The following is a 13,106-nucleotide window of genomic DNA, read 5'->3' as shown; positions in this document are numbered from 1 at the left end:
ACGCTCCATGTTCAAACAAGGCATTGAAGCGACGATTCTCGGCGCTTGCGGCGCTTTGCACAAAAGGATAAAAACGATGGCAGATATGATTAAAACTCATGCATGAGGTCTTTCTGGTAGGGTGCGTGAACCCCAGCCTTGGAGCGTTTTCCGATGTCTCGTCGTCTCCCACCTCTTTATGCGTTGCGGGCATTCGAAGCGGCGGCGCGATGCAGCTCGTTCACCCGGGCCGCAGAAGAGCTGTCGATTACCCAGAGTGCGGTCAGCCGCCACATCCGCACGCTCGAAGAACATTTTGCCTGCCGACTGTTCCAGCGCAGTGGTCGCAACCTGCAGTTGACCGAAGCGGCGCGGCTGCTGCTGCCAGGCATACGCGAAGGCTTCATGGCGCTGGAGCGGGCCTGTCATACGCTGTCCGGGGAGGACGGTATCCTGCGCATGAAGGCTCCCTCGACCCTGACCATGCGCTGGCTGCTGGCGCGCCTGAGTCGCTTTCGGCATTTGCAGCCGGGCAACGAGGTACAACTGACCAGCGCCTGGATGGACGTCGATTCGGTGGACTTCAACACCGAACCTTTCGATTGTGCGGTGTTGCTGGGCAACGGACATTTTCCAGCGGATTGGGAGGCCAGTTTCCTGTTTCCCGAGGAACTGATCCCGGTGGGTGCGCCGAACCTGTTGAACGATCAACCGTGGGATGTGCAACGGCTGGCCAACGCCGAGCTGCTCCATCCCACGCCGGACCGTCGCGACTGGCGCAGTTGGCTGGAGCGCATGGGCTTGTCCGACAAGGTCTCGCTCAAGGGCGGGCAGGTGTTCGATACGCTGGAGCTGGGCATGATTGCAGCCGCCCGCGGTTACGGTGTTTCCATGGGCGACCTGTTGATGGTGGCCGAAGACGTGGCCCAGGGGCGCTTGAGCCTGCCGTGGCCGACCGCCGTCGCCAGTGGCGAGCACTATTACCTGGTCTGGCCGAAAACCCGCCCGGGAGGTGAACGTTTGCGTCGGCTCAGTGACTTCTTGCAGGGCGAAGTCAAGGCGATGCAACTGCCTGCAGTGGAGCATCTTGGCTGAAACGTTGCAGTGGGAGTGATGGCAGCCTGATATTATTTCCCCAAGCCGCTCAAGTATCTGGCTTTGCTGCCGAACCCGTGAACATGGAACCCTCGTTCAGAAAGGGCAAATACATACCTTACCTCGAATAAAATGCCGAGCGTGCGACGTGATCAAGGATGATCCGGTGTCTCGGCCAGGAGCCGTCATGTCCCAACCCCGTGCCCGGATCGCCTCACAGCTAGGCCTTGCCCTTGCCGTGATATTGGCGATCGTGATCTCCGGCAGTACCGTCTTCGCCTTGCGTTCGCTGGACGCCGCCAACCTCGCCACTCGTGAAGAGCACCTGGCCAGCGAAGCGCGGCTGATGGCCGATCAGCTCAATACCTTCCACGGCACTTTGCGCGAGAGCACCCAGCGCTTGGCCGGCCTGTTCGAAAAGCGCTTCAGCGCGGGCCTGAGCGTGCACCCGGACCAGCCGGTTGCTGTGGCAGGCGTACAGACGCCGAGCCTGAGCCTGGGCAGCGAAGTGCTGAACAACAACTTCAAGGAAGTTGACGAGTTCAAGCAGATGACCGCCGGGACCGCCACGGTGTTCGTGCGCAGCGGCGACGACTTCATCCGCGTCAGTACGTCGGTGGCCAAGCAGGACGGTTCGCGAGCCATCGGTACCGTACTTGACCATGCCAGCCCGGCTTACGCCCGCTTGACCAGTGGGCAGAGCTATATCGGCCGCGTCTTGCTTTTCGGCCGTTACTACATGACCCAGTACAGCCCGGTTCGTGACGGTAGCGGCAAGATCATCGCGGCGCTGTATGTAGGTTTCGATTACACCGACGCGCAAAATGCGCAATTCGAAAATCTCAAGCGCTTCCGTATCGGCAAGACCGGCTCGCTGGCCCTGCTGGATGAGCAAAACAAATGGCTGGTGCCGCCGGCCGGCGTCCAGGCGCTTGATTCTGCTGTCACCACCGTGGTTGGCCTGGTGAAAGAACCGGGTAAGGGCGCGTTCTGGAGCGACACCGCCGAAGATTTCTACAGCGTCGCCGTACCGTTCGAGGGCGGGCCGTGGGCGGTGGTGGCGAGCATGCCGAAGGCCGAGATCCGCGAGGTGACCTGGAGCGTCGGTACGCAACTGGCCATCGGCAGCCTGTTGGCAATGCTGCTGGCGGTCGGTGCGGCGATGTGGCTGCTGCGCAGCAAGCTGGCTCCCCTGGGCGATCTGGTGCGCCAGGCCGAAGCGCTGGGCGCCGGCGACCTGAGCGTTCGCCTGAACGTGTCGAGCCATGACGAAATCGGCCAACTGTCCCGTGCTTTCAACCAGATGAGCCAGGCGCTGTCGACCATGGTCGAGCACATTCGCAAGGCGTCCCTGGAGGTCAACAGCCGCGCCCAGGCCCTGTCGGGGTTGTCCAGTGGTGCGTATGAGGGGATGGAGCAGCAGTCCGGCGAAATCACCAGCATGGCCGGCGCGGTGGAGGAGTTCAGCGCGACTTCGTTGAACATTGCTGACAACATGAGCAACACCCAGCGTCTGGCTCAGGAAAACGCACAACAAACCCAGATCGGTCGTACGTCGATGGGAGAAGCTTCATCCTCCCTGGAGCAGATCGCCGGCTCGCTGAACAGCACTGCCACGGTCATCAACACCCTGGGCCAGCGTTCCCAGGAAATCGGCGGCATCGTGGGTGTGATTACCTCCATTGCCGAGCAGACCAACCTGCTGGCCCTGAACGCCGCCATCGAGGCCGCCCGTGCAGGTGAACAGGGCCGTGGTTTCGCCGTGGTGGCGGATGAGGTCCGTAGCCTGGCCTCCCGTACCCGTCAGGCCACTGACGAGATTTCCAGCATGATCACCAGCATCCAGCAGGAAACCGGCAACGCCATCAGCACGATGGAACAGGGCAACCTGTTGATGCAGGAAGGTCTGTCGCGCAACGCCAATGTGGCCTCGGCCCTGGCCCGAATCGACGAGCAAAGCCGTTCGGCCGGCCAGCAGTTCGCGGCGATCACCACCGCCACCCAGGAACAAAGCAGCACGGCGACCCTGCTCAGCAGCAACCTGCAAAGCATCGCCATGGCCAACAGCGAACAGCGCGAAGTGGTCTCGAACCTGGCCGTCACTGCCAAGGAACTGGAAAAACTGGCGCAGGACCTGCGCCAAGAGGTCGACCGGTTCCGCTGAGTCACCCATAACCGCCGCGAGCAGGCTCACCCGAGATCATTGTGGGAGTGAGCCTGCTCGCGATGGCGTTGGCACAGGCGACATCTGTGCAATCTGGGCTACCGCAATCGCGAGCTGGCTCGCTCCCCACAGGGTTTCGGTTTTCGACCGCAAATACTTCAGGCGTCCCGGCTAATTCCTCCAGTCTTGCTTTTTTAGAGTTATTGCCGCTTTTAGGCTTGCTGAAACGTTTCTTCAAGTCTATAAAAACCGCACAACTCCAATAAAAGGCCAAGTCCATGACTCCGCTCAAACTCCTCGTTACCCTCGGCGCCCTGGGCGCTGCCTCCCACGCCATGGCCTGGGATTATGTCCTGCTCGACACCGATAAAGCCGCGCAACCCTGGCAGATCACCAGCCAGCAGCTTGGCGTGAAAACCGACAAGCCCTTTTCCGTGACGATGCGCACCCTGCATGGCGGTCGCCAGGAAGGCGTCAGCATCGTCGACATCGACAACGGCATCATGAAGCTTTCGGTCGTCCCGACCCGGGGCATGAACGTGTTGCAGGCGTCGGTGGGAAATGCGCGGATGGGCTGGGACTCGCCGGTCAAGGAAGTGGTCAACCCGGCCTTCATCGAACTCAACGGTCGCGGCGGGCTGGGATGGCTCGAAGGTTTCAACGAGCTGGTCACCCGTTGTGGTTACGAGTGGGTGGGTCACCCTGGCATGGACAATGGCGAACTGCTGACCTTGCACGGTCGCGCCGCCAATATCCCGGCCAACAAGGTCACCCTGCACATCGATGAAAAAGCGCCTTATGCCATCACCCTGAGGGGTGAATTGAAGGAGCAGGCTTTCAAGAAGGTCGATTTCTCGGTGCAGACCGAGTTGGTCACCGAACCTGGCAGTGTAACGTTCGCCCTCAACGACACGTTGACCAACAACGGCGACTATCCGAAGGAATACCAGGCGCTCTACCACAGCAATTTCAGCACGCCTTTCCTGGAGCAGGGCGCCCGCTTCGCCGCGCCGGTCAAGCAGGTCTCGCCATTCAATGACAAGGCCAAGGGTGATCTGGCCGACTGGCAAACCTACCGGGCGCCCACCAAGGATTACGACGAAACCGTCTATAACGTCGTGCCCTACGCCGATGCCAAGGGCGACACGCTCACCGTGCTGCACAACAAGGCCGGCAGCCTCGGCGTATCGGTGGGCTTCAACACCGGAGCGCTTCCGGTGTTCTCCCTGTGGAAAAACACCGATACCCAAGGCCAGGGTTACGTGACCGGGCTGGAACCGGGCACCAGTTTTTCCTATAACCGCCATTACCAGCGCCCATTGGGCCTGGTGCCGATCATCGCGCCGAAAGAGCAGAAGCACTTCCAGATCCACTACAGCCTGTTGGCGGACAAAGGCGCCGTGGATAAAGCGCTCAAGCGTATCGGTGAGATCCAGGGCGATCGCAAGACCGAGGTACGAGGCACGCCGCTGGTGGACCTGAGCAAACCGTGACACGGTTCAGGCCGTAGCGGGTCGATACTGCAAGGCTTCAGCCAGGTGCTCCCGGCTGATACGGCCCGCTTGCTCAAGGTCCGCCAGCGTCCGGGCGACCTTGAGCAAACGATGGGCGGCCCGCAGCGACAAGGTCAGTCGCTCGCAGGCCGTTTCCAGCCACGTTTCATCGGCTGGGGATAACGTGCAATGCCGCCGCAAACCCGGTAGATCCAGGAAAGCGTTGGCACAGCCCTGACGCGCCTGCTGGCGTTCACGGGCTTCGGCCACCTGTTCGGCCACGGTGGCGGTGTCCTCACCCGGTTCGCTCTTGGGGTTCAGCGCTGTGGCTTCCCGCGCCACCGTCAGGTGCAGGTCGATGCGGTCCAGCAGGGGGCCGGAGAGCTTGTTGCGATAGCGCTGCACCATGTCTGGTGTGCAGGAGCAACGGCCGCTGGGCTCGCCAAGGTATCCACAGGGGCAGGGGTTCATCGCCGCCACCAACTGGAAGCGCGCCGGAAAGCGTACACGGTCGCGGGCACGCGAGACGACGATGTGGCCCGACTCCAGTGGCTCGCGCAGGACTTCCAAGACCTTGCGGTCGAACTCCGGCAATTCATCCAGGAACAGCACGCCGTGATGGGCCAGGGTGATTTCCCCCGGCTGCGGTTTGGAACCGCCACCGACCAGCGCCGGACCGGATGCCGAATGATGGGGCTGGCGAAAAGGGCGTTGCGGCCAATGACTCAATGGCACGCAACTGGCAACCGACTGGATCGCCGCGACCTCCAGGGCCTCGCTCTCGGCCAGTGGTGGCAGCAGCCCCGGCAGACGACTGGCCAGCAATGTCTTGCCGGTACCCGGTGGGCCGCTGAACAGCAGGTTGTGCGCGCCGGCGGCAGCGATCAGCAGTGCACGCTTGGCCCCGACCTGGCCCTGCACTTCATTCAGGTCGGGGTAGGGCTTGCTGGCCGAGAGCAGTCCGTTCGAAACGAATGGCTCGACCGGAGCGTGGCCGTTGAAGTGCGCCACCACTTCGAGCAGATGATCCACGGCGATCACCCTCAGGCCCGACGCCAGGCAGGCTTCCTCGGCATTCGCCCGCGGCACCACCAGCGTACGCCCGGCCTGGCGCGCTGCCAGTGCCGCGGGCAATACCCCGCGTACCGGTCGCACGGCGCCGGATAACGCCAGCTCGCCGAGGCATTCCACGTCGTCCAGCGTCAGGGTCGGCACCTGCACGCTGGCCGCCAGGATGCCCAGGGCAATGGCCAGGTCGAACCGCCCGCCGTCTTTCGGCAGATCCGCCGGCGCCAGGTTCAAGGTGATGCGCCGCGCCGGGAAGTTCAGCCCCGAATTGATGATCGCGCTGCGCACCCGGTCCTTGCTTTCCTTCACCGCCGCCTCCGGCAGACCGACCATCGTCAGCGACGGCAAGCCATTGGCCAGATGGACCTCAACGGTAACGGCGGGAGCCTCCACCCCCACCTGGGCGCGGCTATGGACAATGGCGAGCGACATGAATCGTTCCTTGAATGAATGGGCGCCGCATCCTGCGGCTTTCGAAGGTTAGTCGTGAGGACGATCCTCGGCGTGATAAATGGCGGGTGAAATCTTGGCAGGATGTTGCGGGCGTAATGACGGCCTGGCAAATGAGCACGCAGGCCTCTGCTAGACTGCGATTTGTGGCAATTCAATGGCACAGGGAGGAAGCGGCCATGAACGACTTGCTGGCGTTATTGACCGATAACCGCTTCATGCCCCATGGACATTGCTACTTGTGGCGCCCGGATCTGCTATGGACCAACGTGATTGCGGACGGGCTGATCACGTTCTCCTACATCACCATTCCCTTTACGCTCATCTACTTTATCCACAAGCGCAAGGACGTGCCTTTCGACTGGATGCTGGCGGCCTTCGGCGTATTCATCCTGGCCTGCGGAACCAGCCATGTGATGGAAATCCTGACCATCTGGCAACCCTACTACTGGCTGTCGGCGCTGGTTAAGGTGATCACCGCGATTGCGTCAGTGATTACCGCCGTCCTGCTGGTCCGGCTGGTGCCCGCGGCCCTGAAGATCCCCAGCCCGCAGCAAATGGCCCGGGTCAACGACGAGTTGCGCGAGGCCCAGGCCGAACTGGTCACTACGGCACGCCGGGCCGGCATGGCGGAAATCGCCACCAACGTGCTGCATAACGTGGGCAACGTTCTCAATAGCGTCAATGTGTCGGCCCAGGTCCTGTACGACAAAGTCCATACGTCCAAAGGGCAGGGGGTCGCCAAGGTGGTTCAATTGATGAAGGAGCATTCCGATGATCTCGGCGACTTCTTCAGCAGCGACCCGAAAGGTCGGGCACTACCGGACTATCTCGGCAAGCTGGCCGAATCGCTGGCAATCGAGCAGCAAAGCATGATCAATGAGTTGGCGCAGCTGACCAAGAGCATTGACCATATCAAGGAAATCGTCGCCACCCAGCAGTCCTATGCCGGCAATTCCAGCGTGTTGGAGTCAGGCTCGTTGCGCGAGTTGATCGAGGATGTGGTGCGCATCTGTCATGTGTCCCTGGCCCGTCATCACGTGACGCTGGTCAAGGAGCTCAACGATACCCCGATCATGGCGCTGGATAAGCACAAGGTGCTGCAGATACTGATCAACCTCATCAACAACGCCAAACAGGCGCTTGATCCGGTCACCGACCGTCCCTCGCGGATCACCCTGCGCCTGAAGGCCATTGACGACCAGCGTGTACGGATAGAGGTCGAGGACAACGGTGAGGGTATCTCCATGGACAATCTGCCTCGGTTGTTCGAACACGGCTTCACGACCCGCGTCGACGGTCACGGTTTCGGCCTGCACAGCTGCATCCTGGCGGCTCATGAGCTGGGCGGTGAGCTGACCGTGCAGAGTGCGGGGCCGGGGCAGGGGGCGTTGTTTGCACTGGAACTGCCAATTGCGCTTGAGCAGGAACAATCCCTGAAGGCCGCGCATGATCGTTGAATAATCCAAGCGGTCATGCGATTCCCTGCATTGTGGTCAATATTTAGCCTGACTTAGCATCTCTCGGTTGATATGGCAAAGGGCCATTGCTCCACAGGGATCCGCTAATGAACTGGCTCTATGACGCAAAAATCTCGACCAAACTGCTCACTTCGTTTTTCCTCTGCGCCCTGATCACGCTCGCCGTGGGCATGCTTGGCGTCAGCGGTGTTGCTGCGTTGTCGGCACGCCTGCAGACCGCTTTCAACACCAACCTGGTCTCGGTTGCCAACACGGCGCAAACCAAGACCAAGGCCGTTGGCCAGACGCGCGACATGTTCCGGCTGTACATCGCCACTGCCAGCAACGCTCCGCAGAGCATGAAGGATGAGTTCCTGGCCTCGATGAAAGCCAATCAGTTGGCCAGTGAGCAGGCCTTCGCCGCTTATCGTCAAGGCAACCTGGCGGAAGACGAACGCCTTGCCGGTGACCAGATGGCCCGTGATTGGCCGGTCTACCAGGCCATGGTGCAGCAGTACGTGGCAATGATGGCGGCCGGCGACCTGGAGAACGCTCGCACCCTGCTGATGGGTGACTTGCAGAAGACCTATCGCAAGGTGATGGACCAGTTGACCATCATGATCGACTCCAATGACCGTCAGATCAGCGAAGACGCCAAGGCCGCCACACGCCAGGAAGCGTCGGCCAGGACGGTTCTGTACAGCGGTATCGTTATTGCCTTTATCGCGGCGCTACTGTTGGGTGTGTTTATCAGTCGGCTGATCAGCCGGCCGATTGCCGTAGCGGTTGATTGCGCGCAACGCATTGCCCAGGGTGACCTGACCCAGCACATCACCAGCAACAGTGGCGACGAGGCCGGTCAGTTGCTCAAGTCCCTGGGCGATATGCAAACCAGCCTGAAAACCACCATCCAGCAGATTGCCAGCGCTTCGGAACAGTTGGCTTCCGCCGCCGAGGAGCTCACCGCGGTCACTGACGATGGCAGTCGTGCCCTGATCCGGCAGAACGACGAGATCCAACAGGCGGCCACGGCTGTGACTGAGATGACCTCGGCAGTGGAGGAGGTGGCCCGCAATGCCGTTTCCACCTCCCAGGCCTCCCAAGCGACCAGTTCGCAAGCCAGCAATGGACGCGATCAGGCCCGTAATGCGGTGCAGGCGATCAACAATGCAACCCGGGAAATTACCTCATCCACCGGATTGGTCAGTGATCTGGCCGTGCAGGTCCGGGATATCGGTAAGGTGTTGGATGTGATCCGCGGGATCGCCGAGCAGACCAACCTGCTGGCGCTCAACGCAGCCATAGAGGCCGCTCGCGCAGGGGAGCAGGGGCGCGGCTTTGCCGTGGTGGCTGATGAGGTTCGCGCCCTGGCAGCGCGCACCCAGGCGTCCACCGGTGAAATCGAAAGCATGATCCATGCGGTCCAGAATCGTGCCGACGGCGCGGTCGATGCCATGGGCAAGAGCCAGGCACTGGTCACCGAGACCCAGAGTCTGGCTCGGGCCACCGGTGAGGCACTGGAGCAGATCGCTGACGGTATTTCGCAGATCAACGACCGCAACCTGGTGATCGCTACCGCGTCCGAGGAGCAGGCCCACGTGGCCCGTGAGGTGGACCGCAACCTGGTGAATATCCAGGATCTCTCGACCCAGACCGCGGCGGGGGCGAACCAGACCAATGCGTCGACCCAGGAGTTGTCCAACCTGGCGTTGTCCTTCAATACGCTGGTGGGCCGTTTCCGGCTCTGATCCCTAGCGTTCAGGTCACGCGTGCTGGATAGGTAATCGTCAAAAGATCGTGATGAAGTCAGTCGTTTACAGCATCGGATTTCAGCCGCGTGCGCCTGCGAGCAGACCGGCTGGCTCCATCTCTTTACCGCAGGCCGCCGCAACTTTCAAAAAGCGGATCTGGGTGGCAGAAATGCCGCCAACTGACCTCAATCTGATTGCAACCCAGCATCCGCGCGTAAAACTCAGTCGTTAGAAGCGCTATCGGAGCGACCCATCCGCGCAGTGGATGGGTATGGTCCGGGCTGCCCTGAAGCAGTACGATTTTTAGGCGAACAGTGCTTTTCCTGGGAGTCGCGTAGCACAGACCGCACAGTACTTCCCGATGCCAGATCGCGATATCCAGACCCTTGGCGTCCTTTTCCTTTTCTTCTCATTAGTAGCGTTCTACCGAGTTCAAGGTGAGAACTGTAATGAGGAGGAATGGGCGCGGAAATCAGTCAGCAACGCCGATACTTGTAGGACTGGTCTTGGAGAAATGAAGGACGTTTATTAGGGAGCGGGCACCCCTACTGTTTGAAGGCTCACGTCCTTAATGCATCGCTGGCAGCGATTGCGAGCCCGCAACGTATCTCATCGGTAGCGCTTATTTCGCGTCAGTGGTGAGTCGCGCTTCCAACTCCGCCACCTTCGCCTCCAGGCTCTCCAGCCGCGCCCGGGTGCGGGCCAGTACGACCATCTGACTGTCGAATTCTTCCCGGCTTACCAGGTCCAGCTTGCTGAAGCCGCTTTGCAGCAGCGCCTTGAACTGGCTTTCGATTTCGCTTTTGGGCAGGGGGGTATCGCCGCTCAAGAGGCGGGAGGCGTGGCCGCTGAGGGCGTCGAGCAGGTCTTTGGGGGCGAGCATGGCAGCAATCCTGAAAACGATGGCGGCAGTGTATCACGCAGTGTCTATAGTCAATTCGGGTGCGCCGGATGCACGCTTTTTGCGCACAGGGTCGGGCGGCGTCGCACTGTTGTTGTGCGTATCGCTGCGGTTCGTGGGGCGGCGCAAGTGGTTGCGGCAGGTAAACCCTTGAAATCACGGGGCTTGGGCACAGATGGCAAGGTTTCTGCTTAGAGGCTCATGACCCATGCACTGATGCAGTCGTTGTGACGAATGCAGTGCAGCCAGGCGAAGCGGGGAGCTTCGTCAGGCACGGTTGACTGGCGCTGGTCGGGCAACTTGGGCCGACGATGCGTTACAAAGCCAGGCACTGCGCTTAGACTTGAGTCGGGTTTGTTTTCCTGGGGCAAGTCCACCAATTCGGGAGAGAGTTTCATGAAGCTAGTCACTGCCATCATCAAGCCGTTCAAGTTGGACGACGTGCGCGAGTCGTTGTCCGAGATCGGCGTGCAGGGCATTACCGTTACTGAGGTCAAAGGCTTCGGTCGGCAGAAAGGTCACACCGAGCTGTATCGCGGCGCGGAATACGTGGTCGATTTCCTGCCCAAGGTGAAGATCGACGTCGCCATTGACGACAAGGATCTTGACCGGGTGATCGAGGCAATCACCAAGGCTGCCAACACCGGCAAGATCGGTGACGGAAAGATCTTTGTGGTCAATCTGGAACAGGCTATCCGCATCCGTACCGGCGAAACCGATACCGACGCTATCTAAAAAAGCCGCCAAACCCAACGCCCCAGGAGAAAACAATATGACTCTGCGTAAATTCGCAGGGCTAGGAGCCCTGTTGTCCTTCGTAATGCCTGGCCTGGCCATGGCAGAAGAGGCGGCAGCCCCCGTCCTCAACTCCGGCGACACCGCCTGGATGCTGACTGCCACGATTCTTGTACTGTTCATGACTATTCCCGGCCTGGCGCTGTTCTACGGCGGCATGGTTCGGTCGAAAAACCTTCTTTCCGTGATGATGCAGTGCTTTGCCATTACCGGTCTGATCAGCGTCCTGTGGGTCATTTATGGCTACAGCATCGCGTTCGACACCACTGGCATGGAGCAGGGCGTCGTCAATTTCAATTCCTTCATCGGCGGCCTGGGCAAAGCGTTCTTGGCGGGCGTGACCCCGGCGAGCATCACCGGTCCGACGGCGTTGTTCCCTGAGGCGGTGTTCGTCACGTTCCAGATGACATTCGCCATCATCACCCCGGCCCTGATCGTCGGCGCCTTTGCCGAGCGGATGAAGTTCTCCGCCATGCTCATCTTCATGGGCGTGTGGTTCACCCTGGTGTATGCGCCGATTGCGCACATGGTCTGGTCCGGCAACGGCGGCCTGCTGTGGGACTGGGGCGTGCTGGACTTCGCCGGCGGCACTGTGGTGCACATCAACGCCGGTATCGCGGGCCTGGTGGCGTGCCTGGTACTGGGCAAGCGCAAAGGCTTCCCGACCACCCCAATGGCGCCGCATAACCTGGGTTACACCCTGATGGGTGCGGCCATGCTGTGGGTCGGCTGGTTCGGTTTCAACGCCGGTTCCGCCGTCGCCGCCAACGGCACTGCCGGCATGGCGATGCTGGTGACCCAGATTGCTACCGCTGCTGCGGCACTGGGCTGGATGTTTGCCGAGTGGATTGCCCACGGCAAGCCAAGCGCACTGGGCATCGCCTCGGGCGTGGTAGCGGGCCTGGTTGCAATCACCCCGGCTGCCGGCACCGTGGGCCCGATGGGCGCCCTGGTCATCGGCCTGGCGGCGGGTGTGGTGTGCTTCTTCTGCGCAACCACCCTCAAGCGCAAACTCGGCTATGACGACTCCCTGGACGCCTTTGGCGTGCATGGCATCGGCGGTATCCTCGGCGCGATCCTCACCGGCGTGTTCGCCGCGCCGGCCCTGGGTGGCTTCGGCACCGTGACCGATATCGCTGCGCAAGTGTGGATTCAAGTCAAGGGCGTGGGCTTCACGGTGATCTACACCGCGATCGTCACCTTCATCATCCTCAAGGTCCTGGACGCCGTCATGGGTCTACGTGTCTCCGAGGAAGAAGAGGCTGTCGGCCTGGATCTGGCCCAGCACAACGAGCGTGGCTACAACCTGTAGACCCACGGTAAAAAATTGCCCGGTTCGCCGGGCATTTTTTTGCCCGCGATTTGTCAACGCTCACAGGAAGAGCCGGTTTTTCCGAAGCCTTTTTGTCTTGTGGGTGACAAGGATTTTCCAGCGCCAAAGGCTTACATCGAAGGTGGAATATTAGGCTCTTTGTTTTTTTCCTGAGCGCGCTAGAATGCGCGCCGAGCGTGCGGAGAACTGTATGTGGCAACAGACGCTGATAACCCTGCGGGCAAGGCCCCGGGGCTTTCATCTGGTGACGGACGAGTTGCTCGCCGGCCTGCCTGAACTCCGGGCGTGTCGCGTCGGTCTGTTGCATCTGTGGCTGCAGCATACCTCGGCCTCGTTGACCATCAACGAGAACGCCGATCCGGCGGTACGTCGAGACTTCGAACGATTTTTCAATCGGTTGATCCCACAAGGAACTGCCGACTATGAGCACAACGACGAAGGCCTGGACGACCTCCCGGCGCACTTCAAGGCCAGCGTGCTGGGATGTCAGCTCAGCCTTCCGGTAACGGATGGGCGACTGGCTCTGGGTACCTGGCAAGGTGTTTATCTGGGCGAGCACCGTGATCATGGCGGTGCTCGTAAAGTCCTCGCCACCTTGTACGGTGAAGGGGCATGAC

At 60.9% G+C, this 13,106-nt stretch carries 10 protein-coding genes and 2 pseudogenes; 10 read left to right on the top strand and 2 right to left on the bottom strand.

Annotated elements, in window-relative coordinates; translation table 11 throughout:
- The first annotated feature begins 153 nt into the window (after positions 1 to 153).
- From LOY67_RS27215 to LOY67_RS27205, 4 genes and pseudogenes are all read left to right on the top strand, one after another.
- The gene (locus LOY67_RS27215; protein ID WP_265065215.1) at positions 154 to 1,074 is read left to right on the top strand and encodes a LysR substrate-binding domain-containing protein; all 921 of its coding nucleotides are present in this window, start codon (positions 154 to 156) and stop codon (positions 1,072 to 1,074) included.
- A gap of 187 nt (positions 1,075 to 1,261) precedes the next feature.
- Positions 1,262 to 2,335: pseudogene (locus LOY67_RS28730) on the top strand (Cache 3/Cache 2 fusion domain-containing protein); the annotation flags it as partial.
- A 42-nt stretch (positions 2,336 to 2,377) separates the two neighbouring features.
- Positions 2,378 to 3,238 carry a methyl-accepting chemotaxis protein gene (locus LOY67_RS28725; protein ID WP_413776235.1) on the top strand — a complete coding sequence of 287 codons (861 nt, stop codon included), beginning with the start codon at positions 2,378 to 2,380 and terminating at the stop codon, positions 3,236 to 3,238.
- A gap of 278 nt (positions 3,239 to 3,516) precedes the next feature.
- Positions 3,517 to 4,731 (top strand): aldose 1-epimerase family protein, encoded by a 1,215-nt coding sequence (locus LOY67_RS27205; protein WP_265065213.1) that lies wholly within the window; start codon positions 3,517 to 3,519, stop codon positions 4,729 to 4,731.
- A gap of 6 nt (positions 4,732 to 4,737) precedes the next feature.
- Here LOY67_RS27205 and LOY67_RS27200 read toward each other — a convergent pair whose 3' ends face one another.
- Entirely contained in the window at positions 4,738 to 6,231 is a 1,494-nt protein-coding gene (locus tag LOY67_RS27200; protein WP_265065212.1) for a YifB family Mg chelatase-like AAA ATPase, read from the bottom strand.
- A 197-nt stretch (positions 6,232 to 6,428) separates the two neighbouring features.
- Here LOY67_RS27200 and LOY67_RS27195 point away from each other — a divergent pair, with 197 nt between their 5' ends.
- From LOY67_RS27195 to LOY67_RS28715, 3 genes and pseudogenes are all read left to right on the top strand, one after another.
- Positions 6,429 to 7,709, top strand: coding sequence for a sensor histidine kinase (locus tag LOY67_RS27195; protein ID WP_265065211.1), 1,281 nt, complete (start codon positions 6,429 to 6,431; stop codon positions 7,707 to 7,709).
- Between the two features lie 107 nt (positions 7,710 to 7,816).
- Positions 7,817 to 8,599 (top strand): annotated as a pseudogene (locus tag LOY67_RS28720) (MCP four helix bundle domain-containing protein); the annotation flags it as partial.
- Positions 8,594 to 9,457, top strand: coding sequence for a methyl-accepting chemotaxis protein (locus LOY67_RS28715; protein ID WP_413776234.1), 864 nt, complete (start codon positions 8,594 to 8,596; stop codon positions 9,455 to 9,457). The pseudogene LOY67_RS28720 and the gene LOY67_RS28715, both read left to right, overlap by 6 nt.
- 625 nt (positions 9,458 to 10,082) lie before the next feature.
- Here the strand turns inward: LOY67_RS28715 and LOY67_RS27180 are convergent.
- The gene (locus tag LOY67_RS27180; RefSeq protein ID WP_265065209.1) at positions 10,083 to 10,343 is read right to left on the bottom strand and encodes an accessory factor UbiK family protein; all 261 of its coding nucleotides are present in this window, start codon (positions 10,341 to 10,343) and stop codon (positions 10,083 to 10,085) included.
- A gap of 414 nt (positions 10,344 to 10,757) precedes the next feature.
- Here LOY67_RS27180 and glnK point away from each other — a divergent pair, with 414 nt between their 5' ends.
- The 3 genes from glnK (at position 10,758) to LOY67_RS27165 (ending at position 13,105) form a co-directional block, all read left to right on the top strand.
- On the top strand, positions 10,758 to 11,096 hold the full coding sequence (gene glnK / locus LOY67_RS27175; RefSeq protein WP_002555808.1) for a P-II family nitrogen regulator: 339 nt from the start codon (positions 10,758 to 10,760) through the stop codon (positions 11,094 to 11,096).
- Positions 11,097 to 11,133: 37 nt separating this feature from the next.
- Positions 11,134 to 12,468 (top strand): ammonium transporter, encoded by a 1,335-nt coding sequence (locus LOY67_RS27170; RefSeq protein ID WP_265065208.1) that lies wholly within the window; start codon positions 11,134 to 11,136, stop codon positions 12,466 to 12,468.
- A 211-nt stretch (positions 12,469 to 12,679) separates the two neighbouring features.
- Positions 12,680 to 13,105, top strand: a complete 426-nt coding sequence (locus LOY67_RS27165) for a secondary thiamine-phosphate synthase enzyme YjbQ (protein WP_024780561.1) — start codon at positions 12,680 to 12,682, stop codon at positions 13,103 to 13,105.
- Position 13,106: the final 1 nt, after the last annotated feature.

This window comes from Pseudomonas sp. B21-056 (assembly GCF_026016325.1).
Classification (GTDB): Bacteria; Pseudomonadota; Gammaproteobacteria; order Pseudomonadales; family Pseudomonadaceae; genus Aquipseudomonas.
This window is presented reverse-complemented; position numbering and strand designations above follow the sequence as displayed.

What these genes read in the sequence shown, in the direction of transcription:
- LOY67_RS28715 (WP_413776234.1), top strand. Translation starts at nt 8,594, where the DNA reads ATGCAAACCAGCCTGAAAACCACCATCCAGCAGATTGCCAGCGCTTCG.
- LOY67_RS27205 (WP_265065213.1), top strand. Translation starts at nt 3,517, where the DNA reads ATGACTCCGCTCAAACTCCTCGTTACCCTCGGCGCCCTGGGCGCTGCC.
- LOY67_RS27195 (WP_265065211.1), top strand. Translation starts at nt 6,429, where the DNA reads ATGAACGACTTGCTGGCGTTATTGACCGATAACCGCTTCATGCCCCAT.
- LOY67_RS27165 (WP_024780561.1), top strand. Translation starts at nt 12,680, where the DNA reads ATGTGGCAACAGACGCTGATAACCCTGCGGGCAAGGCCCCGGGGCTTT.
- LOY67_RS28725 (WP_413776235.1), top strand. Translation starts at nt 2,378, where the DNA reads ATGAGCCAGGCGCTGTCGACCATGGTCGAGCACATTCGCAAGGCGTCC.
- glnK (WP_002555808.1), top strand. Translation starts at nt 10,758, where the DNA reads ATGAAGCTAGTCACTGCCATCATCAAGCCGTTCAAGTTGGACGACGTG.
- LOY67_RS27180 (WP_265065209.1), bottom strand. Translation starts at nt 10,343, where the DNA reads ATGCTCGCCCCCAAAGACCTGCTCGACGCCCTCAGCGGCCACGCCTCC.
- LOY67_RS27200 (WP_265065212.1), bottom strand. Translation starts at nt 6,231, where the DNA reads ATGTCGCTCGCCATTGTCCATAGCCGCGCCCAGGTGGGGGTGGAGGCT.
- LOY67_RS27170 (WP_265065208.1), top strand. Translation starts at nt 11,134, where the DNA reads ATGACTCTGCGTAAATTCGCAGGGCTAGGAGCCCTGTTGTCCTTCGTA.
- LOY67_RS27215 (WP_265065215.1), top strand. Translation starts at nt 154, where the DNA reads ATGTCTCGTCGTCTCCCACCTCTTTATGCGTTGCGGGCATTCGAAGCG.